General features: G+C 73.2%; 19 protein-coding genes and 1 tRNA gene. 13 read left to right on the forward strand and 7 right to left on the reverse strand.

Annotated elements, in window-relative coordinates; genetic code table 11:
- Positions 1 to 211 precede the first annotated feature (211 nt).
- Positions 212 to 1,090: a bifunctional DNA primase/polymerase gene (locus tag ACIBBD_RS06950; RefSeq protein ID WP_399418251.1), complete on the forward strand. Its 879-nt coding sequence runs from the start codon at positions 212 to 214 to the stop codon at positions 1,088 to 1,090.
- Between the two features lie 166 nt (positions 1,091 to 1,256).
- Here the strand turns inward: ACIBBD_RS06950 and ACIBBD_RS06955 are convergent.
- A tRNA-Ser gene (locus ACIBBD_RS06955) sits at positions 1,257 to 1,341 on the reverse strand.
- Between the two features lie 102 nt (positions 1,342 to 1,443).
- Positions 1,444 to 3,003 carry a trypsin-like peptidase domain-containing protein gene (locus ACIBBD_RS06960; protein WP_399418252.1) on the reverse strand — a complete coding sequence of 520 codons (1,560 nt, stop codon included), beginning with the start codon at positions 3,001 to 3,003 and terminating at the stop codon, positions 1,444 to 1,446.
- 302 nt (positions 3,004 to 3,305) lie between these two features.
- On the opposite strand from ACIBBD_RS06960, the gene ACIBBD_RS06965 reads away from it, so the two are divergent.
- From ACIBBD_RS06965 to ACIBBD_RS06975, 3 genes are all read left to right on the forward strand, one after another.
- Positions 3,306 to 4,208 (forward strand): glycerophosphodiester phosphodiesterase, encoded by a 903-nt coding sequence (locus tag ACIBBD_RS06965; protein WP_399418253.1) that lies wholly within the window; start codon positions 3,306 to 3,308, stop codon positions 4,206 to 4,208.
- Between the two features lie 449 nt (positions 4,209 to 4,657).
- A complete protein-coding gene (locus tag ACIBBD_RS06970) occupies positions 4,658 to 5,296 on the forward strand; it encodes an ATP-binding protein (RefSeq protein WP_399418254.1) in 639 nt (212 codons plus the stop codon).
- Between the two features lie 163 nt (positions 5,297 to 5,459).
- Positions 5,460 to 6,425 carry a DUF5926 family protein gene (locus ACIBBD_RS06975; RefSeq protein ID WP_399418255.1) on the forward strand — a complete coding sequence of 322 codons (966 nt, stop codon included), beginning with the start codon at positions 5,460 to 5,462 and terminating at the stop codon, positions 6,423 to 6,425.
- A 293-nt stretch (positions 6,426 to 6,718) separates the two neighbouring features.
- Here the strand turns inward: ACIBBD_RS06975 and ACIBBD_RS06980 are convergent, their stop codons facing one another.
- Both ACIBBD_RS06980 and ACIBBD_RS06985 read right to left on the reverse strand, forming a co-directional pair.
- Positions 6,719 to 7,216 carry a hypothetical protein gene (locus ACIBBD_RS06980; RefSeq protein WP_399418256.1) on the reverse strand — a complete coding sequence of 166 codons (498 nt, stop codon included), beginning with the start codon at positions 7,214 to 7,216 and terminating at the stop codon, positions 6,719 to 6,721.
- A 196-nt stretch (positions 7,217 to 7,412) separates the two neighbouring features.
- Positions 7,413 to 8,078 (reverse strand): bifunctional DNA primase/polymerase, encoded by a 666-nt coding sequence (locus ACIBBD_RS06985; protein ID WP_399418257.1) that lies wholly within the window; start codon positions 8,076 to 8,078, stop codon positions 7,413 to 7,415.
- 512 nt (positions 8,079 to 8,590) lie between these two features.
- Between ACIBBD_RS06985 and ACIBBD_RS06990 the strand changes: the two genes are divergently transcribed.
- From ACIBBD_RS06990 to ACIBBD_RS07005, 4 genes are all read left to right on the forward strand, one after another.
- Positions 8,591 to 10,096, forward strand: coding sequence for a PP2C family protein-serine/threonine phosphatase (locus tag ACIBBD_RS06990; protein WP_399418665.1), 1,506 nt, complete (start codon positions 8,591 to 8,593; stop codon positions 10,094 to 10,096).
- A 121-nt stretch (positions 10,097 to 10,217) separates the two neighbouring features.
- Positions 10,218 to 11,675: an aminopeptidase P family protein gene (locus ACIBBD_RS06995; RefSeq protein WP_399418258.1), complete on the forward strand. Its 1,458-nt coding sequence runs from the start codon at positions 10,218 to 10,220 to the stop codon at positions 11,673 to 11,675.
- Positions 11,676 to 11,823: 148 nt separating this feature from the next.
- Positions 11,824 to 13,203 carry a PLP-dependent aminotransferase family protein gene (locus ACIBBD_RS07000; RefSeq protein WP_399418259.1) on the forward strand — a complete coding sequence of 460 codons (1,380 nt, stop codon included), beginning with the start codon at positions 11,824 to 11,826 and terminating at the stop codon, positions 13,201 to 13,203.
- Positions 13,204 to 13,270: 67 nt separating this feature from the next.
- Positions 13,271 to 14,488 (forward strand): MFS transporter, encoded by a 1,218-nt coding sequence (locus tag ACIBBD_RS07005; protein WP_399418260.1) that lies wholly within the window; start codon positions 13,271 to 13,273, stop codon positions 14,486 to 14,488.
- 178 nt (positions 14,489 to 14,666) lie between these two features.
- Here the strand turns inward: ACIBBD_RS07005 and ACIBBD_RS07010 are convergent, their stop codons facing one another.
- The 3 genes from ACIBBD_RS07010 to ACIBBD_RS07020 all read right to left on the reverse strand — a co-directional run bounded on the left by ACIBBD_RS07010 (position 14,667) and on the right by ACIBBD_RS07020 (position 17,192).
- On the reverse strand, positions 14,667 to 15,500 hold the full coding sequence (locus tag ACIBBD_RS07010; RefSeq protein ID WP_399418261.1) for a triphosphoribosyl-dephospho-CoA synthase: 834 nt from the start codon (positions 15,498 to 15,500) through the stop codon (positions 14,667 to 14,669).
- 9 nt (positions 15,501 to 15,509) lie between these two features.
- Positions 15,510 to 16,436 (reverse strand): intradiol ring-cleavage dioxygenase, encoded by a 927-nt coding sequence (locus ACIBBD_RS07015; RefSeq protein WP_399418262.1) that lies wholly within the window; start codon positions 16,434 to 16,436, stop codon positions 15,510 to 15,512.
- A 297-nt stretch (positions 16,437 to 16,733) separates the two neighbouring features.
- A complete protein-coding gene (locus ACIBBD_RS07020) occupies positions 16,734 to 17,192 on the reverse strand; it encodes an ATP-binding protein (protein WP_399418263.1) in 459 nt (152 codons plus the stop codon).
- A gap of 242 nt (positions 17,193 to 17,434) precedes the next feature.
- Between ACIBBD_RS07020 and ACIBBD_RS07025 the strand changes: the two genes are divergently transcribed.
- The 5 genes from ACIBBD_RS07025 (at position 17,435) to ACIBBD_RS07045 (ending at position 22,492) form a co-directional block, all read left to right on the forward strand.
- A complete protein-coding gene (locus tag ACIBBD_RS07025) occupies positions 17,435 to 18,289 on the forward strand; it encodes a hypothetical protein (protein WP_399418264.1) in 855 nt (284 codons plus the stop codon).
- 134 nt (positions 18,290 to 18,423) lie between these two features.
- Positions 18,424 to 19,176: a YcnI family protein gene (locus tag ACIBBD_RS07030; protein ID WP_399418265.1), complete on the forward strand. Its 753-nt coding sequence runs from the start codon at positions 18,424 to 18,426 to the stop codon at positions 19,174 to 19,176.
- Between the two features lie 82 nt (positions 19,177 to 19,258).
- Entirely contained in the window at positions 19,259 to 19,909 is a 651-nt protein-coding gene (locus ACIBBD_RS07035; protein WP_399418266.1) for an SCO family protein, read from the forward strand.
- Entirely contained in the window at positions 19,906 to 20,367 is a 462-nt protein-coding gene (locus tag ACIBBD_RS07040) for a copper chaperone PCu(A)C (protein WP_399418267.1), read from the forward strand. Before ACIBBD_RS07035 ends, ACIBBD_RS07040 begins: the two co-directional genes overlap by 4 nt.
- A 13-nt stretch (positions 20,368 to 20,380) precedes the next feature.
- On the forward strand, positions 20,381 to 22,492 hold the full coding sequence (locus ACIBBD_RS07045) for a copper resistance CopC/CopD family protein (protein ID WP_399418268.1): 2,112 nt from the start codon (positions 20,381 to 20,383) through the stop codon (positions 22,490 to 22,492).
- Positions 22,493 to 22,494: the final 2 nt, after the last annotated feature.

The following is a 22,494-nucleotide window of genomic DNA, read 5'->3' on the forward strand; positions in this document are numbered from 1 at the left end:
AAGGCGACCACGACAATGCTGTCGCCCTGTTTGACGGCCCCTTTCTCAGGCGGGAGACCGGAATTTCCCGCACTGCAGACACAGACACCCACCCCTCGGACCCCACAAGAAATGAAGCGTTTCGGCAGATTTCGGCCAATCTGTCCACCCCGGCACGTCACCCCCGACCCTCCCCCTTTCCATTTTCGAACGTACGTACGAACATGGAGCCATGGCCACCACCGACCGGTACCCCCGGCAGGCCGCCACCCTGGCCCTCGCCCACGCCCTGTCGGCCGCCGAGCGCGGCCTGGCCGTCCTCCCCCTGTCCCGGACGAAACTCCCCGCCCTGCGCTCCCCCCACCGCGACGACCCGAGCGCCCCGCCCTGCCACGGCGAGTGCGGCCGCCCCGGCCACGGCGTGTACGACGCCAGCACCGACCCGGCCCGCATCCGCGAGCTCTTCGCCGCCGCCCCCTGGGCCACCGGTTACGGCATCGCCTGCGGCCTGCCCCCGCACCATCTGATCGGCGTCGACCTCGACACCAAGTCCGACGCGGACTCCTCGGCCGCCCTGCGCGAACTGGCCCTGCGCCACCTGTTCACGATCCCGCCCACGGTCGTCGTCCTCACCCCCTCCGGCGGCCGTCACCTCTGGCTCACCGGCCCGCCCGACGTCGTCGTCCCCAACTCGGCCGGCCGCCTCGCCCCCGGCATCGACATCCGGGGCGCCGGGGGCTACCTGGTCGGCCCGGGTTCCCGCACCGCACACGGCGTGTACGCCACCGCCCCCGGCACCGCGCACCTCGCCCCCGCGCCCTGCCCACGCGCCCTGCTGCGCCTCCTGCTCCCCCCGCCCCGCGCGCACCGCTCCGCGCCCCCCGCGGCGGGCGGCGCGCACGGCCGTGGCCTGGTCCAGTTCGTCCTCGCCGCCCATGAGGGGCAGCGCAACACCCGCCTGTTCTGGGCGGCCTGCCGGGCCTACGAGGACGGCTTCGGCCCCGCGCTCGCCCCGGCACTGATCGACGCGGCCGTCCACACCGGCCTCACCCCCCGCGAGGCCCGCGCGACGATCGCCTCGGCGGAACGGATGACGAGGGGGCTGGGGTAGGTCGGGTCCGGGGGACGAACAGGTGGCGGGGCTGGCCGCAGGATGGCCGCACACCCTGGCCAGAGGTCGGGTACCGGCCGCCCGGGAGGAGACAGGGGGCATGCGGAAGGGGTGCCGCTCCGGAGAGTGGCACCCCTTCTGACCTGCAAGTCTCTGACCTGCTACGCGGTGGGTGTGGGATTTGAACCCACGGTGACTCGCGCCACGACGGTTTTCAAGACCGTTCCCTTAGGCCGCTCGGGCAACCCACCCCGCGCCGTCCGATCACGGGCGGCGCGGGGACAAGAGTAACGGGTGGGCACGCGCGCGCGTGGGTCAGTTGTCGCTGAACCGGGGAGGTACGCGCGTGTGGGTCAGCTGTCGCCCTGGCGGGAGCCGAGGGTGAGCTCGACGGTGTGGGACTTGCCGTCGCGCTCGTAGGTGATCGTGACCTTGTCGCCGGGCTGGTGGGTCCAGATCTCGCCGATGAGGGTCGGGCCGCTGTCGATCACCGTGTCGTCGAGCTTGGTGATGACGTCACCGGGCTTCAGGCCGGCCTTGTCAGCGGGACCGCCCGACTCGACGGCGGAGGCGCCGTCCTCGCCCTGGTCGGTGATCTTCGCGCCGTCCGTGGAGTCCTCCAGGGAGACGGACGCGCCGATCTTGGCGTACACCGGCTCGCCCGTCTTGATCAGCTGCTGGGCGACGTTCTTGGCCTGGTTGATCGGGATGGCGAAGCCGAGGCCGATCGAACCGGACTGCGCGGTGCCGCCCAGCCCGCCGCTGCCGGTGGACTGGATCGCGGAGTTGATGCCGATGACGTTGCCCTGCGCGTCCAGCAGCGGGCCGCCGGAGTTGCCCGGGTTGATCGAGGCGTCCGTCTGCAGGGCGCTCATGTAGGAGGCGCTGCTGCCGGTGCCGTCGGACGAGGCCACCGGGCGGTTCTTCGCGCTGATGATGCCGGTGGTGACCGTGTTGGAGAGGCCGAAGGGAGCGCCGATCGCGATCGTCGAGTCGCCGACGGCGACCTTGTCGGAGTCGCCCAGCGTGAGCGGCTTCAGGTCCGAGGGGGCGCTCTTGAGCTTGATGACCGCCACGTCGTACCCCTCGGCGTGGCCGACGACCTCGGCGTCGTACTTCTTGCCGCTCGGGAAGGTGGCCGTGACCTTGCCGCCGTCGACGGCGTCCGCCACGACGTGGTTGTTGGTGACGATGTGGCCCTGGGTGTCGAAGACGAAGCCCGTGCCGGTGCCGCCCTCGCCGTTGCTGGACTCGGCCTCGATGGTCACGGTGCTGGGCAGCGCCTTGGCGGCGACCGCGGCGACCGTGCCGGGGTCTCGCTTGACGGAGCCGCCGCTGTCGGAGGCGGCGACCGTGGTGGAGCCGGTGTCGTCGTTCTTGGCGAGGGTGTAGCCGAGGCCGCCGCCCAGGCCGCCGGCGACCAGTGCGGCCACCAGGAGCGCGGCGACGAGCCCGCCGCGACCGCGGCGGGGCTTGGGGGGCGTGGGCTGCTGGTAGGCCGCGCCCCAGACGGGCTCGCCGCCCGAGTGCCCGCCGAAGCCGGCGGCGTACGACGGGGTGGCCGGCGGCGGGGGCGGCGGCCAGTCGCCCTCGGGTGCGGGGGAACCGTGCGGACCCGGAACCGCGCCCTGGGGGGCGGTGGGCGGCGGCCACTCGCCTCCGGGCGCGCTGGCCGTGCCGTGCGCGGCGCCCGCGGGCGTCACGGGAAGCGGCGTGGTGGGCGCGGCGGCGTCGGGCGCGGGCGGCTGGGCCGGCGGCTGGGCGTGCTGCACCGGCGGTTGCTGCTGTACCTGTGCCGATGCCGGTGCCGGTGCCTGCGGCGAGGCCGAGGGAGATTCCACCGGCACGGGGGGTGCGGACGGGGCCGGGGGAACCGTGGTGCCCTCGTGGGTGCCCTCGTTCTCGGTGCTCACAGCTCTTCTCCTCGATCCACGGCTGTTGTCCTCGGTCGCACTCGGTCACGCTCGTTCACGCTCGTCGTCGACCCGGCGCGCTGCAGCTGTGCATGTGCTTTTGTATCGCTCAGCTTTTCCCACGGGCCGTCAGAGCACCATAAGCGGTGGCTGTGGGTCCATGGCCATTCTTTATATGGGGCAATTTTCTGCAATTCGGGCCTATCGCCAGAACATCTCAGAGGGTTCTCAGACGGCCGGTCCCCGGTGCCCCGTTTCCCTCCGGCCGGACGCGTACCCCGCCCCGGTGGCACCATGACGCGGTGACCCACGCACGGCAACAGCACCCGATCCAGGTCGTCGCCCACCGCGGAGCCTCCGAGGAGGCCCCCGAGCACACCCTGGCCGCGTACAAGAAGGCTATCGAGGACGGAGCGGACGCCCTCGAGTGCGATGTACGGCTGACCGCGGACGGACATCTCGTCTGCGTGCACGACCGTCGCGTCAACCGTACGTCCAACGGCCGGGGAGCCGTCTCCGCCCTGGAGCTCGCGGATCTCGCGGCGCTGGACTTCGGCTCCTGGAAGGCGCGGGAGGCCGCCCGCGAGGCACGGGAGGTACGCGAGGCCAGGGAGGCGCGGCATACACATACGGGGCGCAGGTCCCGGATGACCTGGAGCACGCGCGAGGAGCCGGACTGGGAGGTCCACCCCGAGGACCGCGAGAACACCTCCGTGCTCACCCTGGAGCGGCTGCTGGAGCTGGTCGCCGACGCGGGGCGCCGGGTGGAACTGGCCATCGAGACCAAGCACCCGACGCGATGGGCGGGACAGGTGGAGGAGCGGCTGCTGGTGCTCCTGAAGCGGTTCGGCCTGGACGCGCCGGCCACGCCGGCCGAGTCCCCGGTGCGGGTCATGAGCTTCTCTGCACGCTCGCTGCACCGCGTGCGTACCGCCGCGCCGACGCTGCCGACGGTGTACCTGATGCAGTTCGTCTCGCCGCGACTGCGCGACGGACGGCTGCCGGCGGGCATCGAGATCGCGGGTCCCTCGATCCGGATCGTGCGCAGCCACCCCACCTATGTGGAGCGGCTGAAGCGGGCCGGCCACCAGGTGCACGTGTGGACCGTGAACGAGCCGGAGGACGTCGACCTCTGTGTCGCGCTGGGCGTCGACGCCATCATCACCAACCGCCCGCGCGCGGTGCTGCGCCGACTGGGCCGCTGAACGGGACGCGGCGGGCTCGACGGGCACGACGAGCGCGCCGGGCACGACGAGCGCGACCGCGACCGCCGACGCACGGCGGTCGCGGTCGACACGCGGCAGGCGGCAGGCGGACACACGACCGGGCGGGCACCGACCAGCCGGCACACCGTCGGGCGCCCGGCCGAGCGACCACACCACCGGGGGGCACACGGCCGGGCGGCATCCCATCGGGCCGGCGCGCGGTCGCGTGGGCGCGCGCCCGGTCGGCCGGGCCGTACAGCGTGTTCGCGGGACGGTCGACACGCCGGGGGACATCACAGAAGTCCCACAAGACCCATGCACACCCCTTGACCACACCGCCCCGCTGAAGCATCCTCCGTTCTCAGCCATACCGAAGAAATCCAGCCACACAAGGACCGTGTCTCACTGGGAGTGCTCCGGCGCGTTCGGTCCGTAACCGGTCGTCGCGAGTGCGTCACCGCACAGGGATTGGCCGGTTTCCGGTACAGGCCAATGGGGCATCCACACCGTGGCGTGGGGCGAAGGAGGTCTCGGGGGTGGCGTTGGTGGTGGCACAGGAGGTGCCCACGTCGTCGAGCATGGCCGTACCCCATGGCCCTGCGGGCGTGGGCAGGGCGAGGCACCGCATGCGCGACCAGTTGCGCAGCGGCGGGGTCTCGGAGTCGGTCATCGACGATGCCGTACTGATCCTGTCGGAACTTCTGAGCAACGCGTGCAAACACGGTCGGCCCCTGGGCGACGCCCTCGCCGGGGACGGCGACGTGCGGGCCGCGTGGCGCGTGGACCCCGGTGGCCGGCTGGTGGTCGAGGTGACCGACGGCGGCGGCCCGACCCGCCCGGCCCCGGCGACTCCTTCGGTCACCGCGCACGGCGGCCGCGGACTCAACATCATCACGGCGCTGGCCGACGACTGGGGCGTCAGGGACGACGCGCGGGGCGAGGTCACGGTGTGGGTCGTCGTCCACGCGGACGTCCACGACCCCGACGCCGGGGGCCGGCGCGACGACTTCGCCTCCCGGATCGCGGCCCCCTCGGTGTCGTCGATACCGGGCCTGGACTTCGGGGACACGTTCGACGACCTGGATTAGCGCCCGCCCCGGGCGGGACGGAGTTGTCCACAGGTCCGTCGGTTTGTCCACACGCCCGTCCGTTGCCCACGAACCCCTCCGTTGTCCACAGGTTCCCGTGACTCACGGTGCGAACGGCTAGGCTCCCGCCGTACCAGACGAGCCGTACCCGGGAGACACCCAGATGGCCAAGAAGCGACCCCAGACGAAGGCCGGCCGGCCGCAGCTCACCGACGGGGAGATCCCGGTCGTGGGTGCCCGGGAGCCCTGCCCCTGCGGCAGCGGCCGCCGCTACAAGGCCTGTCACGGCCGGGCCGCCGCGCACGCCGTGACCGAGCTGGTGCAGCGTCCGTTCGAGGGCCTGCCCGGTGAGTGCGACTGGGTGGCGCTGCGCGAGCTGGTCCCGGCGGCGACGGTCGAGCTGACGCTCCGGGAGGGCCTGCCCGAGGGCGTCCCCTCGGTCACGCTCGCCACGGTCCTGCCGATGGCCTGGCCGGCCCTGCGCCGCGACGACGGCTCGGTCCTGCTCGGGCTGCAGAACGACACGGCGTCGGGCGACATCAGCCGCGACCTCGCCGACACCCTGCGGCGCGCCCTGGAGGCGCGGCCCGGCACCCCCGTGCAGGGCCGCCGGGCCCCGGCCGACGGCCCGCGGATGCAGGACCTGCTCGACCCTGAAGGCGCGTTCGAGCCAGTTGTGCACACCGGTTTCGAGTTCTGGGTGCCCGACCCGGAGAACGCGTCTCCGGAGGTGGCCGCCTCCCTGGAGCGGGCCAACGCCGCTGCGATCCCGACCGTGAAGCTGACCGGCGTGGATGCCGCGTACTGGTGCGAGACGCCGGAGAAGAACCACCTGCGCTGGGTCATGCCGCATCCCGAGGAGCAACTTCTGGACGCCCTCGCGCGGCTGCACGCGGCGGGCCGCTCGAGCCTGGGCGAGGGCACCCGGCTGGTGGGCTCCTTCCGGGCGCACGGCCTGACGGTGCCGGTCTGGGACCTGCCGACCGGGGTGTCCGCGGACGACGTGGAGAAGCCGGCCGCCGAGTTCGCCGAGCGCCTCGCCACCGCTCTGGCCTCGGACGCACCGCTCACCGCGGACGAGCGACGCGCGCGCGGCGGTCTGACCAACCGACAGGTGACGCTCAGCTGACGCACCGGCCGGGTTCCGGCCCGGCTGACCGAGCGGTCAGCACCCGCAGACCGACGGGAGGCGTGACTCCGCTCACAACTCCCTTCGGTGCAAGGTGAGTCGGCGCCAGAAGCGGCCATCTGGCGGTGTCCGGAAAGCCGATGAAAACAAGAGATCGAATTTGCTTGGAGCCGATCTCTTGTTACCGTTCCAATAGCCCGGTTGCTGGTGCATCCCCCGTCGCCAGCAACCGGGTCTTTTCATGCCCCGCCGTCTTCACGCAGCGCCGCCGCAGGACTTCAACTGCCGGTGCACTAACGGGAGTTGCTGCCGGCGCGCAGCAGCAGCGGCCAGTCGCCGACCGCCTCGGCGAACTCCGCGACCGCCGTGTACGCCGCCGGCTCGCCCCGGCGGCGCTCACGGGGCGTCTCACAGGTCCCCGGCTCGTCGTCGGCGCCCACGGCGCAGCGCATCTGCACCGTGCGCCCTTGGGGCCCCATGAGGCTCAGGACGGCGTTCAGAGCACGGCCGGTGGCGTTGCGGTAGTAGGCGCGCGCCCACGTCTCCCGGCCCTGGAACAGCACACAGGTCTGCGCCTCGACGCCGTCGGGTGTGATGAGCTCAGGACCGCAGCGCGCGGCGGTGGCCAGCCCGAGCCCGAGCAAGAGGGGGGACCGGGACGGCATGCCGGGGGACGCCTTGGCATCCGTACGGCGGTCCTCGTCCGTACGGCTCTCGGGGTGCGTGCGACCCTCGACGCCCGTGCGGCTGTCGACACCCGCACCGGGGTCGGCCGGTGCGGGCGCCCGCACGGCGGGTCCGCCGTCCTCGCCCACGGAGCCCGCGGACGCAATGGCCCAGGGAAGGGCGATCGCGCACGCCACGGCGCCCCCGACGGCGAGGAGACGAACCCATCGGGGGCCTGGGGGTGGGCCCCCAGAATGTCGCTGCATGAAGCGGAAGATAACGAGCGAACGCGGGCCTCCCCGGCGCGCGCGCCCGACACCCTCACAACTCGGGCGCGCTCACACCCGTACGAGTGAGGACGTCGACGACCGCGTCCACCACGGCCTCCACGTCGGGCACCCAGGGCGAGGCGGAGCCGGGCAGCGGCGCGCGCTCCCAGCGGATCTCCCCCTGGCCGGTGCTGGACGGGGGAAGGGCGAGGTAGCCGCCCTCGCCGTGGAAGCGCAAGGAGCCCGGCACGAAGTCCTTGGCGTAGAGCAACTCGCCCAACTGCTCCAGGGAGTAGGGCCGGACGAGGATCGCCCAGCGGGTGGGCGAGGCGACGACCGGGCCGAGCCGCATGCCCTGCCGGTCCAGCGCCACGAGCGCGCGGGAGGCGGCGAGGGCCGGGAGGCTGACCGCGCAGGGCGCCGCGCCTCCGGTGGCCAGGACGATCGGCGCGGTCGGCCGGTTGCTCCACCACCAGCGCACCATGCGCGCGTCGGTGGTGGCCGCGAGGAGGCCGGGGTCGAAGGGATGAGCGCCGGGCACCGAGCACTCCGGGTCGGGGCAGCCGCAGCGGGAACGCCCCTGCGGGTCCGCCGTCACGCCCGGGAGTACGGGCCACTGCCATTCCGTCGCGAAGGCAAGGGCCGCGTCGATCAGTTCAGGCCCCCCGTCGCTGCGCTGGGACAGGAGCCTGCGTCGCCTTCCGAGGATCTCGCGCATGAGCGCTCGTTCCTTTCCGTTGCACCGCTGGCAACACCGTGGACCACATCACACCATGTGTCGATCACTTCACTGGGCGTACCTGTTGGCGCATCACACCCCTGTCATGGACAAGGGGAACCCCTGGGGTTCGATCGTCGGCTGCTTCCGCGGCCACTCCGTCCATACTGCGCCCACCTCGAGCATGGGCATGGCGTGGGGTGGCGAAGTCTGGCGTTTTGCCGTGCGCGTATTTCTCTCCGCCGCCGCCACGGGAGGATGGGGCACGGTCGTCGGTGGCTAAGACGCCCGGGTCCGTCACCAGGTTCCGGGTGGCTCCCGACGACCCCTGGTTCTTACCGAGTACGTACCCATCACGACCGCTGTGACGCTCCGTGGAGCAAGCCCAGTCGACCGCAATCACCCGTTACCCGAGGCAGTTTTAAGCCAACTTTGCCATTTTGCAAGGGAGCCGGAACAGCGTGCCCGACAACCCCACTGGCCCCATGGACACCAGCAATACCCGCAGGACAATGCTGGACATCCCCTCACGAGTGCGTGTACATGTGGAGACACTGCTAGCGGCGCAGAATGACATGGGGGTTTGCGATGCTTTTGCGCAATACGCACCGGTCCGAGAGCCGGACGCCATGAACGCCCCTCACCCTCCGAAAGTGGCTGGAATCGATTCAACGGTTCCCCCGCCCGCACACACTGTCGCACCCGCGCCCGCCAGCCCGACCGCCCCACCGGTTTCCCCCGGCGCAGGAGCCCTCCTCCAGGACCGCCTCGCCGGCTGGGTCTCGGACCTCACCACCCTCCACGAACTCACCGAACGACTGGCCCGTACGGACACCCTGTCCGACGCCCTCCAGGAACTGCTGCGCGCCGGTGCCGCCCTCGTGGGCGCCCGGCGCGGTCTCGTCGTACTGGAACCGGCCGACGGACTCGGCCCGGACAGCACGATCGGCCTCGGTCTCGGCCGCGCCGACCTCGGCCACATCGAGACCGTGCCGCGCAGCGCGCTGTCCTTCGGCCGGATCCTCGACGGGCTGCCCGGCGCCGAGGGTGAGATCGCCCAGCCGGACCTGTTCGCCGAGGACGGCCTCGACCCCCGCCACCGCGAGGTGGCCGCCCGCCTCGGTTACGCCGCCAGTTACGCCCTGCCCCTCACCGGCGAGGGCGCGGGCCGGCTGGGCGCCGCCGTCTGGCTGTACGACGAGCCCGCCGAGCCGGTCGAGCGCCAGCGCCATCTGGTCGGCCTGTACGTCCGCTACGCCGCCGAGCACCTGGCCCGGATCGTCGAGGTCGAGCGCACCCGCGCGGGCATGGCGACGATGGCCGAGGAACTGCTGCCCTCACGGCTGCCGAGGGTGGCCGGCGTCCAGCTCGCCGCCCGGCACCGCACCGGCCCGCGCGCCGGCGGCGACTGGTACGACGCGCTGCCCCTGCCGGACGCGGCCCTGGGCCTCGCGGTCGGCTCCGTCACCGGGTCCGGGCCGAGCGCGGTCGCCGCGATGGGCCGGCTGCGCGCTTCGCTGCGGGCGTACGCCGTGATGGAGGGCGAGGACCCGGTCGCCGTCCTGTCCGACCTGGAGCTGTTGCTGCGGCTGACCGAGCCCGCCCGCTCCGCCACCGCCCTGTTCGCCTACTGCGAGCCCGCGCTGCGCAAGATCACCCTGGCCGGCGCCGGCCACTGCCCGCCGCTGCTGGTCGGCCCGCGGCGCACGGAGTTCGTGGAGACCTCCGTCTCCGCGCCGCTGGGCATGCTCGCCTGCTGGGAGGCGCCGAGCGTGGAGCTGGAGGCCCAGGCCGGCGACACCGTCCTGCTCTACACCGACGGGCTCCTGCACCGCACCGGTGACCCCGTCGACCGCGCCTTCGCCCGGCTGCACGCGGCCGCGGCCGGTGTCCCCAGGGCGCTGCGGCACGACCCCGGCGCGATCGCCGACCACGTGCTGCGGACGATGCTGCCGCGGGAGCAGGACGCCACGGGCGGCACGGAGGACGTGGTGCTGCTCGCGGCGCGTTTCGAGTAGGAGGCGACGGGACGGAAGAGCCGGCCGGAGTGCGCCGAGGTAAGAGGTCCACGAGCCCTGGGCCCCCTTCGTCACGACCGTACGATGGAGGGGGTCCTGTGCCGTACCTAGGAGGATGACCGTGGCCGAAGAGCTCACCCCGGAGACCCCGGAAGAGACGGAAGAGCCGATCAAGCAGCGCAAGAACGGCCTGTACCCGGGCGTGTCCGACGAGCTCGCCGAGAACATGAAGTCCGGCTGGGCCGACACGGAACTGCGTGACCTGGAGCCGATCGCCCAGGCCGCCGAGACCGCCGCCCGCCGCGCCGCGCTCTCCGCGCGCTTCCCGGGCGAGCGCCTGGTGATCCCCGCGGGCAACCTGAAGACCCGCTCGAACGACACGGAGTACCCCTTCCGTGCCTCCGTCGAGTACGCGTACCTCACCGGCAACCAGACCGAGGACGGCGTCCTGGTGCTGGAGCCCAAGGATGACGGCCACGTCGCGACGATCTACCTCCTGCCGCGCTCCGACCGGGAGAACGGCGAGTTCTGGCTGTCCGGCCAGGGCGAGCTGTGGGTCGGCCGCCGTCACTCCCTCACCGAGGCGGAGAAGCTGTACGGCATCCCCGCGGCCGACGTGCGCGAGCTGGCCGACAGGCTGCGTGAGGCCACCGGCCCGGTGCGGGTGGTCCGCGGTTACGACGCCGGCATCGAGGCCGCCCTCACCGACAAGGTCACCGCGGAGCGCGACGAGGAACTGCGCGTCTTCCTCTCCGAGGCCCGTCTGGTCAAGGACGACTTCGAGATCGGCGAGCTGCAGAAGGCCGTCGACTCGACGGTCCGCGGCTTCGAGGACGTGGTCCGCGTCCTGGACAAGGCCGAGGCGACCTCCGAGCGCTACATCGAGGGCACGTTCTTCCTCCGCGCGCGCGTGGAGGGCAACGACGTCGGCTACGGCACCATCGCCGCGGCCGGGCCGCACGCCTGCACGCTGCACTGGGTGCGCAACGACGGGCCCGTGCGCTCGGGTGAGCTGCTGCTGCTGGACGCGGGCGTGGAGACGCACACGTACTACACCGCCGACGTCACGCGCACGCTGCCCGTCAACGGGCGGTTCAGCGAGCTGCAGAAGAAGATCTACGACGCCGTGTACGACGCCCAGGAGGCCGGGATCGCGGCGGTGAAGCCGGGCGCGAAGTACCGGGACTTCCACGACGCCGCGCAGCGGGTGCTGGCCGAGCGGCTCGTCGAGTGGGGGCTCGTCGAGGGGCCCGTGGAGCGGGTGCTGGAGCTCGGTCTCCAGCGGCGCTGGACGCTGCACGGCACCGGCCACATGCTCGGCATGGACGTCCATGACTGCGCTGCCGCGCGGGTGGAGTCGTATGTCCACGGGACGCTGGAGCCGGGGATGGTGCTGACCGTCGAGCCCGGGCTGTACTTCCAGGCCGATGACCTGACCGTGCCGGAGGAGTACCGGGGGATCGGGGTCCGGATCGAGGACGACATCCTGGTGACGGAGGACGGGAACCGGAACCTGTCGGCGGGGCTGCCTCGGCGGTCCGACGAGGTCGAGGCCTGGATGGCCGCGCTGAAGGGCTGACGTCGGACGTCATGGCCGGGTACGGGAGCCGTACCCGGCCATGTGTTCGCGGTCCGCGGGTAGTGGGGGGCTGGTCGCGCCACGCGGCGCAGCCGCACCAGGACGCAGCCCCGCGCCCCTTCGGGCGCGGTAGTCACGTGGGGGGATCGTGAACGACTTCTGGGCCGGCTTCGGCGTCGATCTGCATCTGGAACCCGACTCCGGCGAGGGCCGGCGGGCCGGGCTCGAGCGGGCCCTGCGGGACGCCGTGCGGGAGGGGCGGCTGGCGCCCGGGAGCCGGTTGCCGGCCACCCGCCGGCTCGCCGCCGAGGTCGGCGTCTCGCGCAACACGGTGAAGGCCGCCTACGACCAGCTCGTCACCGAGGGGTACCTCACCGCCCGGCAGGGGTCGGGCACACGGGTCGCCGCGCTCCCCTCCGTCACCGCGCAACCGCCGGAGGCCGCCGCACGCGCGCGTGAGCCGCGTTTCGATCTGCGGCCCGGCAGTCCGGACGTCGGGGCGTTCCCGGCGGCGGCCTGGCTGCGGGCGCTGCGCCGCGCCATCGCGACGGCACCCTCGCTGGCCTACGACTACGGCGATCCGCGGGGACGGACAGAGCTGCGCAGGGCGCTGTCCGGGTATCTGGGTCGGGCCCGCGGGGTCGTCGCGCCGCCGGAGCGGATCGTGGTCACCTCCGGGTACGTGCAGGGGCTCGCGCTGCTCACGCGCGTGCTGGAGGGCGCGCGGATGGGGATGGAGGACCCCGGGCTGCCGTTCCACCGGGAGGTCGTGCGGCGCAACGGCGGGGACGTGGTGCCGGTGCGGGTCGACGAGCGGGGGGTGCGCGTACGGGAACTGGGGGACCTCGGGGCCGTGGTGGTCACGCCCGCGCACCAGTACCCGACCGGGGTGACCCTGCATCCGGAGCGCCGGCGGGCACTGACGGACTGGGCACGCGCGCGGGGCGGGCTGATCATCGAGGACGACTACGACGGGGAGTTCCGGTACGACCGGCAGCCCGTCGGCGCGCTCCAGGGGATGGCGCCCGGAGAGGTCGTCTACCTGGGCACCGCCTCCAAGACCCTCGGGCCCGCGCTGCGGCTCGGCTGGATGGTGCTGCCGCCGCACCTGGTCGACGCGGTGGCCGACGTCAAACTGCACAGCGACCACCACACCGAGTCCATCGGCCAGCTCGCGCTCACCGAACTGATCGACAGCCACGCCTACGACCGTCATGTGCGCGCGTGCCGGCTGCGTTACCGGCGCCGTCGGGACCTGCTCCTGGACCGGCTGGGCGCGCGCCGGGGCGTGCGCGGGGTCGCGGCCGGGCTGCACGCGCTGGTGGAGGTCGACGACGAGGACGCGGTGCTGGCCCGCGCGGAGGCGGAGGGCCTCGCGGTCGGGCGGCTCGGCGAGCACTGGCACACGCCCGCGCGCGAAAACGGTGAGAAACGGCCGCAAGGGCTGGTGGTGGGCTACGGGACACCCCGGGAGCGGGCGTATCCGGAGGCGTTGCAGGTGCTCACGAAGGTGCTGGACGGCGCCTGATTGGACCACTGAGACAGCAAGGGATTGGGGCTGTCTGCAGGTCCACTGGGCTTCTAACTTCAGGTGCATGACGAGGACTCCCCCGCAACGGCTTCTCGCCCTGGCCCAGTTGAGCAACTCCGTCGGGGACGGGGCGTACTACACCACGTCGGCCCTGTACTTCACGCAGATCGCCGGTCTCGCTCCCGCGCGCGTGGGGCTCGGGCTGACCGTGGGGTGGGCGGTCGGGTCGCTGGCCGGGGTGCCGCTGGGGCGGCTGGCCGACCGGCGGGGGCCGCGCGGTACGGCGGTGCTGCTGGCGCTGGCGACCGGGCTCGCGGTGGCGTCGTTCACCCTTGTGCGCGGGTTCGTGCCGTTCGTGCTGGTCGCCTGCGGGTACGCGGCCGCGCAGTCGGGGCTCGCGGCGGCCCGGCAGGCCCTGCTGGCGGGGCTGGTGTCCGCCGGGGAGCGGACCGGGCTGCTGGCGCGGCTGCAGGCGACGCTCAACGCCGGTCTGGCGGTGGGGGCCGGGCTCGGCGGGCTCGCGCTGCACGCCGGGACGCGGACGGCGTACCTCGCCGTGTTCGTGGTCGACTCGGTGAGCTTCCTGGTGTGCGCCCTGCTGCTGCTCGGGCTGCCCCGGGTGGCGCCCGTTCCGGTGCGTCCGCGTGGCCGCGGGCTCGGTGTGCTGCGGGACCGGCCCTACGCGCTCGTCGCGCTCCTCAACACGGTGCTGCTGCTGCGGCTGCCGTTGCTCAGCCTCGTCCTGCCGCTGTGGATCACCTCGCGGACCGGGGCGCCGGCGTGGCTGGTCTCCGCGCTGTTCGTGCTCAACACCGCCGCGGTGACCGTCTTCCAGGTGCGGGCGGCGCGCGGCGTCACCGGCCTGGGCAGCGCCACGCGCGCGGTGCGGCGCTCGGGCTGGGTGATGTGCGCGGCGTGCGCGGTGTTCGCGCTGTCGGCGGGCGCCTCCCCGGGGGTGGCGGCGGGTGTCCTCGTGCTGGGGGCGGTGCTCCAGGTCGCGGCGGAGATGGGGCAGTCGGCCGGTTCCTGGCAGCTGTCGTTCGATCTGGCGCCGGCCGATCGCGTCGGCGAGTACCAGGGCTTCTTCGGCACGGGCGTCACCGTCGCCCGCACCGCGGGCCCGCTGATCCTGACCTGGCTGCTCGTGGAGTGGGGCACCCCGGGCTGGCTGCTGCTGGGCGGGGTGACGCTGGCCGCGTCGTACGCGATGGGCCCGGCGGCGCGCCGGGCGGCCGTCGGCCGGGGTAACGACGAGGTCGGGCGGCCCTCGCCGGTGAGCTGACGGACGGCCTCCTGATCGGCCCGCGGCCGGAATCCTGTGGGCGCGTCGAGCCCGGGACGACCCCGATGCCCGGGAGACCTCGCGGCCCGCCCGCCTCGTCGCCGTACCGCCCGCCACCGGGAATCCGCCCGGGGCGGGCGGCGGCGGGCCACCCCGGCCGCCGCGCGCCCGGACGGGATCAGGCAGCCCGCACGAGCACGGCCACCGGCAGCGAGTTCACGAACAACGCCCCCGCCAGCAGACCGGCACTCCCCCGAGGACTCCACGCGCGCGCGTGGAGGTCGGCGTCGAGGGCCGAGAGGGCCTCGCGGCCCGCCTCGCTCGCCGTGCCGCCCGCTTCCAGGACCGTACGGGCGCCCGCCTGGACGTGGCGCAGGCCCACCGGGCCCGCGGTGTGGAGGAGTTCGGTGTCCTGGAGGGTGGACATCACGGTGAGGAGGGCGTCCAGGCGGGCCTGTGGCTCGGTGGCTCCCGCACAGCGGGCCCGGGCGAGCGCGTCCAGGGCGCGCCGGACGTGCGGGAAGCCGGCCCGGGCCTCACCGCGGGCGCCGGCCGCGCCGTACCTCGCCGAGACCGTGGAGCCCCGTGACGGGCGGCGCGGGGCGTTTCGGTCGGTGTGCGCGGCGATCCGTTTGGCGGTGGCGGTGACTTCGGAGCCCCGCGCGCGCGGGTCGAGCGCTGCCGCCGCGACCAGCAGGCCGAGCGTCCACAGCGCGCCCCGGTGCCCGCCGCCGGCGAGGCCCACCGAGTGCTCGGTGGACCGCCCGATCGCGCCCAGCTCCGCGCGGAGCCGGGGCGTGGGTTCGCCGGTACGGCGGGCGGCGGCGGACATCGCCGCGAGGCCGGGGGCCAGCGCCTTGGCGGACCAGCGCAGGGCGCGGTGGTCCACGCGGGTGACGCGAGCGGAGAGATCACGCGGGTCGGGCAGCCCCGGCTTGGGGGCCAGGGCCAGCTGCCCGGTCAGCGCGGCCACGGCGGCCTGCGCGAGCGCCTCGTCCTCACGGCTCGTCATCGCCGTACCTCAGGAGGACGCCGAGGCCGACGGGGCGTCGCTGGGCGGGGCGCCGGTCGGGGCGTCGGCCGGGGGCGTGCCGCCACCGCCGCTGCCCGCGCCGGTGTTCTCGGCGTCCGGGTCGATGCCGATCGTCAGGAAGCCCCGGTAGCCCTTGGACGCGTCGGCCTTCTTGACCCGCTCGAGGGTGAGCAGGCCGCCGGAGGCGCCGCCGCCGTCGTAGACCATGTCGTCGTCGAGCCGGGTGTAGGAGCCGGAGTGCTGCGCGTACGGCTGCAGCGTGAAGATCTCCTCGGCGATGTCGTCGGCGAAGAAGAGCTGGCCGGTGTAGTTGACCCTGCCGCCCTCGTAGGTGCCGTCCTCCTTCTGGCCGCCGGTGTGCACCTTGAGGTGGATGTGGCAGGTACGCGGCGTGTACCAGCCGGGAAAGATCGTCTCGAACGTGACGACCCCGTTGGCGTTGGCGATCTGGTAGCCGCGCAGATACGTGTTGTCGTCGGCGGTCGAGCCGTCCTCGCTCTCGGCGGGCGCGGAGCCGCCGGGGTTGGCCGTGGTGTAGCCGGAGTAGTAGCCCCACGCGTCGCAGTGCCAGATCTCCACGGCCGCGCCGGGGACCGGGGTGCAGCCGTCGGTGGCGTCGACGACGGTCAGGCGCAGGGTCAGCGGGACGCCGCTCTTGCCCTCGGTGATGTCCTTGCGCACCAAGGCACCGTCGAGGTAGTAGGGCCCCTCCGTGACGCTCGACATCAGCGTCATGCAGCCGCCGCCGGTCGAGGTCGCCGAGGTCGACGCCGACGCGGCCGCCTCGGCGTCGGCCGTGTCGGCGAACGCCGACTGGTACCCGGCGACGGCGAGCCCGCCGGCCGCGACCGCGCCGCCGGTCACCGCGAGGGCGCGGCGCCGGGTGATGGTCTTGTTCTCGTGGTTTCCCGTCATGGCACGGAATGTAGGAACGCCACCCGTCAGGCACATGAGCCGACGCTGAGAACCAGCTGTGAGCGGCATGCGGCCGCCCGTCGGCCCCGGGCCCCTCCTCGGCGGACTCCCGGCCGCCCCTCACCGTGGGCCCCCGCCTGTCGGCCGCCTCTCGACGCTTCTCGACGCCTCCCGACCACTTCTCGACCCTCTCGGTCGCCGGTCGGCCCCTCATCGGCTGTCTCGTGGCCGCCTCATCGGCCGCCTGTCGGCCGCCTCTAGGCCCCTACTCGGCCGCCGCCTCTCGGCGACCGGCCGTCACACGGCCATCAGCGGGGCGTCCTTGCGCCACTTCAGGATCTTGTCGAAGCTGACCACCGCTCCGGTGCGCCCCGGCTTGTTGCCGATGTGGACGTGATCGGCGAGCTCCCGGATGAGGTACAGCCCGCGGCCCGTCTCGGCGTCGGTGTCGGCGTGGGTCCGCGCCGGGCGGACCGTGCGCTCGGCGGCGAAGCCCGGGCCGGAGTCGGCGACCTCGATGCGGCACTTCTCGCCGTCGAGGTAGGCGGTGACGCGGTACGCCTCCGAACAGCCGCCGTGCGCGGCGTCACCGCCGTGCTCGACGGCGTTGGCGCAGGCCTCACTCAGGGCGACGGAGAGGTCGTAGGAGACGTCCGGGTCGACCCCCGCCGTCTCCATCGTGCCGAGCAGCAGGCGCCGGGCGAGCGGCACGCTCGCGGCCTCGCGCCGCAGATGGAGTGACCACCAGATGCTCATGCTCCAGCCTCCTGGCCGCGGCTCGACATAACTTTACGTATTGCCGCCCAGCCCTCTGTGTAAGCACGAATTCCGCGTGATGCCGCCCATATGGGGGATGCACGACGCGAGAAAATCGGTGTATGTGGGACTCAGGGGCACCAGTCGCCCCACTCCTCACAGAAGGTGATCTTCCCTGTCACCCGGCATGTTGTGGACCTGCTGTATGGGCCTCGTAAGTCCAGTGCGATGATGAGCCCGCCATGACTGACCCCCACCAGCGCACGGCGCGCTCCGGAGGCGCTCTCCGGCTGCTGCGGGCCGCGGTGTTCGCCGCGGTCTGCGTCGTGCTGGCCGGGGCCGGGCACACCATGGCCTCCTGCGCGACGGTCCCGCTGTGGACGCTGGGTGCCGGATTCCTCGGGGCCCTCGCGGTCGTGGTGCCGCTCGCCGGGCGCGAGCGGTCGCTGCCGGGCATCGCCGCGCTCCTCGCCGTCGGACAGACCGCGCTGCACACGCTGTTCGGACTCGGCCAGCACGGCACGACGGCCGTGGCGTCCACGGCGACGACCGTCTCCGACGCCGCGCTGGTGGAACGGGCCGCACGACTGCTGTGCGGGACCACGGCGGCGGCGATCAGCCCCGCCCAGGCGCAGCGGATCCTCATCGAGGCGCGGGTCTACGGGAACGGAAGCGGGACCGGCTCCGGCGGTGTCGCTGCCGGTGGCACGGACATGGGTGCCACGCACCATCCGGCGGACGCCCTGGCCACCGCCGGCTCGTCGGCGTCGCTGCTGCCGTCCCTGCCGATGCTGCTCGGCCACGTCCTCGCGGCGCTCGCCACCGGCTGGCTGCTGCGGCGCGGCGACGCCGCCCTGCTGCGGCTGATGGAGCTGTCGGCGCACGGCGTCGCGGAGGGCGCGTTCATACGATCCCTGCGCGGAGCGCTCGCGCTGGTGCGCGCCCTGATCGCGGGGCTGCCCACGGCGCCCGAGTGGGGCCCGCGCGCCCCGCGCACCGCGCTGCTCGCACCCCGCAGGCCGCCTGCCGACGCACTCCAGCACACGGTGATCAGGCGCGGCCCGCCGGCCGCCGCCGCACTCGTCCTCGCTGCCTGACACGACGCGACCAGCACTCCACCCCACACGGGAGGGGCGGCCGCCGTCGTGCGGCACGCGCGCGTGCGCACGTCTTTTCGTGCCCACGCCACTCTCACCGTCGGACCTCACTCAGAGTGGAGTGCTTCACCGTCATGAAGGTCTCTCGCCTCGCCGCCGCCGCTGCCGTCGCCGGCTCGGCCGTTCTCGTCCTGTCCTCGCCCGCCTTCGCGCACGTCACCGTCCAGCCGGAGGGCACGGCCGCCAAGGGCGGCTACGCGGTCGTGAACTTCCGCGTCCCCAACGAGCGCGACAACGCCTCGACCACCAAGCTCGAGATCAACTTCCCGACCGACCACCCGCTCTCCTCGGTGCTGCCGCAGGAGGTCCCCGGCTGGAAGATCGCCGTCACCAAGAGCAAGCTCGCCAAGCCGCTGGAGGTGCACGGCCAGCAGATCTCCGAGGCGGTCTCCAAGGTCACCTGGACCGCCGAGGACAAGGGCATCGAGCCCGGCTACATCCAGCAGTTCCCGGTCTCCGTGGGCGTGCTGCCCGAGGACGCCGACGAGGTCGTCTTCAAGGCGATCCAGACGTACTCCAACAAGGAGGTCGTACGCTGGATCGAGGTCCAGGCGGAGGGCGCCGAGGAGCCCGACGCCCCTGCTCCGGTGCTGACCCTGTCCGACGCGTCCGACGGCCACTCCCACGGTTCGTCCACCGACGACGCCTCCGACGACTCCGATGACGCCGAGGCCACCGCCGCCACGAGCGAGGCCTCCGACTCCTCCGGCGGCAGCGACACCACCGCCCGCGTCCTCGGCATCGTCGGCATCGTCGTCGGCGCCGCCGGAGTGGCGTACGGCGTGCTCGCCGGCCGCCGCCGGACCGCGACCGGCGACGCCTCCTGACGTCAGGCCGTCCGCAGTGGGTGCCGGGGCGCTCCCGGCCCCCGGCACCCGCCGCCCTTCACCACACCTGGGACACCTCTCCATGCGCAAGAAGACGTACGCCGCGGCCGCGCTGCTCGCCGCGGCCACCCTCACCCTCTCCGCCTGCGGCAGCGGCGACAGCGGTTCCAGCCCCGTCGCGGCCGTCTCCGCGGACGGCTCGCAGCAGGCCGTGACCGTGCTCGACCAGCCCTTCACCAAGCCGAACCTGGTGCTGACCGACACCCAGGGCAAGCCGTACGACCTCCGCAAGGAGACCGACGGTCACCCGACGCTGCTGTACTTCGGCTACACCCACTGCCCCGACGTCTGCCCGCTGACGATGAGCAACATCGCCGTGGCGAAGAAGCAGCTGCCCACGTCCGAGCAGGACGAGCTGCGCGTCGTGTTCGTCACCACCGACCCGGACCGCGACACCCCGGCCGCGCTCGGCACCTGGCTCAAGGGCATCGACCCGCAGGTGGTCGGTCTGACCGGCGACTTCACCACCATCCAGACCGCCGCGCGCACCCTCGGCATCTCCATCGAGCCGCCGCACAAGGACAAGAACGGCAAGCTGGTCTCCACCCACGGCACCCAGGTCATCGCCTTCTCCCCGAAGACCGACGGCGGCTACCTCCTCTACGGCGAGGACGCCACGGTCGACGACTACACCAAGGACCTGCCCGAGATCGTCAAGGGACAGAAGCCGTGAGGCGGTTCGCCGCCTGCGCCGCCACCGTGCTGACCGGGGCCCTCCTCCTCGCGGGCTGCGGATCCGGCGAGACCGACGACACCGCCGCCGACCTGTCCGTGAGCGCCGCCTACATGCCGCAGCCGGTCTCCGACACCATGGCGGCCGGCTTCCTGACGATCGCCAACGACGGCGGTACGAAGGACGAGCTGACCTCCGTCACCAGCGACGTCGCGGGCAGCGTCACCGTCCACGAGACCGTCGACGGGACGATGCGGGAGGCCGGCTCCCTCGACGTCCCCGCCCACGGCCGGCTCGTGCTCGCCAGCGGCGGGAACCACCTGATGTTCGAGAAGCTGAAGCGCAAGCCGAAGCAGGGCGAGAAGGTGATCGTGGAACTGCACTTCGCCGAGTCCGGAACCGTCGAGGTCGAGATGCCGGTGGAAGCCGCCACCTACACCCCGAAGACCGGGCACTGAGGGAGGGACCGCCTTGACCCAGACCATCGCCCCGGGACTCCGGGCCGCCGACCCCCGGGTCCGGACGCGGGCGCTCGCTCCCCGGGTCCGGACGCTGGTGCTGCTGTTCCTCGCCGTCATCGGCGTGCTCCTCGCCGGCGCCGGGCCTGCCTCCGCGCACGCCGCGCTGACCGGCAGCGACCCCGCGCAGGGGGCGGTGGTCGACAAGGCGCCCACGCGGGTGTCGCTGACCTTCTCCGAACAGGTCGCGCTGGGCGGCGACTCGCTGCGCGTCCTCGACCCGAAGGGCAACCGCGTCGACACCGGCAAGCCGTCCGGCGTCAGCGGTACGACCTATGCCGTGGGGCTGCACTCGGGGCTGCCCGACGGCACGTACACGGTGACCTACCAGGTGGTGTCGGCCGACAGCCACCCCGTCGCCGGCGCCTACACCTTCTCCATCGGCGCCCCCTCGAAGACCAGCGTCTCGGTTGCCGACCAGGCAGCCGGCGGAGGTGTCGTCGGCGCGCTGTACGGATTCGGGCGGTACCTGTCGTACGCCGGGTTCATCGTCATGATCGGCGGGGCCGCCTTCGTACTGGCCTGCTGGCCGCGTGGCACCGGGGTGCGGGCCGTGCAGCGGCTCGTCGTCTCCGGCTGGCTCGCGCTCACCGCGGCCACCCTGTTCCTGCTGCTCCTGCGCGGCTCCTACACCGGCTCCGGGAAGGTGGGCGACGTCTTCGACCTCGACCTGCTCGGACAGGTCCTGCAGACCAAGACGGGCGCCGCGCTGGTCTCCCGGCTGCTGCTGCTCGCCGCCGCCGCGCTGTTCATCGCCGTGCTCTTCGGCGCGTACGACAAGCGCGAGGACGAGGAGAAGCGGGACCTGACCTTCGGGCTCGCGGTCGGCGGTGCGGTCGTCGCCGCGGGCCTCGCGGCGAGCTGGGCGATGGCCGAGCACGCCTCCACCGGGCTGCAGACGGGCATCGCGATGCCGGTGGACGTCCTCCACCTGCTGGCCGTCGCCGCCTGGCTGGGCGGGCTGGGCACGCTCCTCGTGGCGCTGTACCGGTCGGACACACCGGTCGAGACCTCGGCCGTCCGCCGGTTCTCGCAGGTCGCCTTCGGCAGCGTCCTCGCCCTGGTCGCGACCGGCGTCTACCAGTCGTGGCGCCAGCTCGGCTCCTGGTCGGCCTTCACCGACACGCGCTACGGGCAGCTCCTGCTCGTCAAGATCGGCCTGGTGGCCCTGCTCGTCGGCATCGCCTGGATCTCGCGCCGCTGGACGACGCGACTGGCGGAGACGGTGGTGACGTCCCACAGGGGGGTGCCGGGGGAGGGAGCCTCACGGGAGCAAACCCCCGGGGAGACGCACCCGGGAGAGGGGACCGCACGGGAGGGAACCTCGCGGGAGGAAACCTCGCGGGAGGAGAGGGAGCCTGCCGCCGCGAACGCGCTGTCCGGCGAGACGACGACCGGCACGTCGTCCGGCGAGACGGCAGGCGCACAGACCGGTGCCGGCCCGGCGGCGGACGGTTCCGGGGCCACGGCCGGGACCGGGGACCCCGAGCGGGCCGCGCAGCTCGCCCGGCAGCGGGCCGCCGTGGAGACCGCGCGGCAGAAGCGGCTGCGCGACGCCGACCCCCACCGCTTCGGCCTGCGCCGCTCGGTCCTCGCCGAGGCCGGTGTGGCCGTCGTGCTGCTCGCCGTCACCACCGCGCTGACGTCCACCGAGCCCGGCCGTACCGAGCAGGAGGCCAAGGCGGCCACGGCGGCCTCGTCGTCGTCCTCGTCGGCCACCTCCGGGGCCCTGACCCTCGACATGCCCTTCGACACCGGTGGCACCGACGGCAGGGGCGTCGTCAGCGTGGACCTCGACCCCGCGCGGACCGGCGCCAATGAGATGCACGTCTACGTCACCCGGCCCAACGGCCGCGCCTTCGACGTCCCCGAGGTGAAGATCGCCTTCACCCTCGAGGCCAAGAGCATCGGGCCGCTGCCCGTCGTCCCCGACCACATCACCACCGGCCACTGGTCGGCGAACGGAGTGCAGCTCCCCATGGCCGGCGAATGGAAGGTCGCCGTGACTGTGCGGACCTCCGACATCGACCAGGTGACCGTCTCCAAGAACGCGCAGATCGGCTGAAC

It is taken from the genome of Streptomyces sp. NPDC051315, from assembly GCF_044455165.1.
Classification (GTDB): Bacteria; Actinomycetota; Actinomycetes; order Streptomycetales; family Streptomycetaceae; genus Streptomyces.

What these genes read in the sequence shown, in the direction of transcription:
- ACIBBD_RS07030 (WP_399418265.1), top strand. Translation starts at nt 18,424, where the DNA reads ATGAAGGTCTCTCGCCTCGCCGCCGCCGCTGCCGTCGCCGGCTCGGCC.
- ACIBBD_RS06950 (WP_399418251.1), top strand. Translation starts at nt 212, where the DNA reads ATGGCCACCACCGACCGGTACCCCCGGCAGGCCGCCACCCTGGCCCTC.
- ACIBBD_RS07025 (WP_399418264.1), top strand. Translation starts at nt 17,435, where the DNA reads ATGACTGACCCCCACCAGCGCACGGCGCGCTCCGGAGGCGCTCTCCGG.
- ACIBBD_RS07020 (WP_399418263.1), bottom strand. Translation starts at nt 17,192, where the DNA reads ATGAGCATCTGGTGGTCACTCCATCTGCGGCGCGAGGCCGCGAGCGTG.
- ACIBBD_RS07035 (WP_399418266.1), top strand. Translation starts at nt 19,259, where the DNA reads ATGCGCAAGAAGACGTACGCCGCGGCCGCGCTGCTCGCCGCGGCCACC.
- ACIBBD_RS07015 (WP_399418262.1), bottom strand. Translation starts at nt 16,436, where the DNA reads ATGACGGGAAACCACGAGAACAAGACCATCACCCGGCGCCGCGCCCTC.
- ACIBBD_RS07010 (WP_399418261.1), bottom strand. Translation starts at nt 15,500, where the DNA reads ATGACGAGCCGTGAGGACGAGGCGCTCGCGCAGGCCGCCGTGGCCGCG.
- ACIBBD_RS07005 (WP_399418260.1), top strand. Translation starts at nt 13,271, where the DNA reads ATGACGAGGACTCCCCCGCAACGGCTTCTCGCCCTGGCCCAGTTGAGC.
- ACIBBD_RS06990 (WP_399418665.1), top strand. Translation starts at nt 8,591, where the DNA reads ATGCTGGACATCCCCTCACGAGTGCGTGTACATGTGGAGACACTGCTA.
- ACIBBD_RS06985 (WP_399418257.1), bottom strand. Translation starts at nt 8,078, where the DNA reads ATGCGCGAGATCCTCGGAAGGCGACGCAGGCTCCTGTCCCAGCGCAGC.
- ACIBBD_RS06975 (WP_399418255.1), top strand. Translation starts at nt 5,460, where the DNA reads ATGGCCAAGAAGCGACCCCAGACGAAGGCCGGCCGGCCGCAGCTCACC.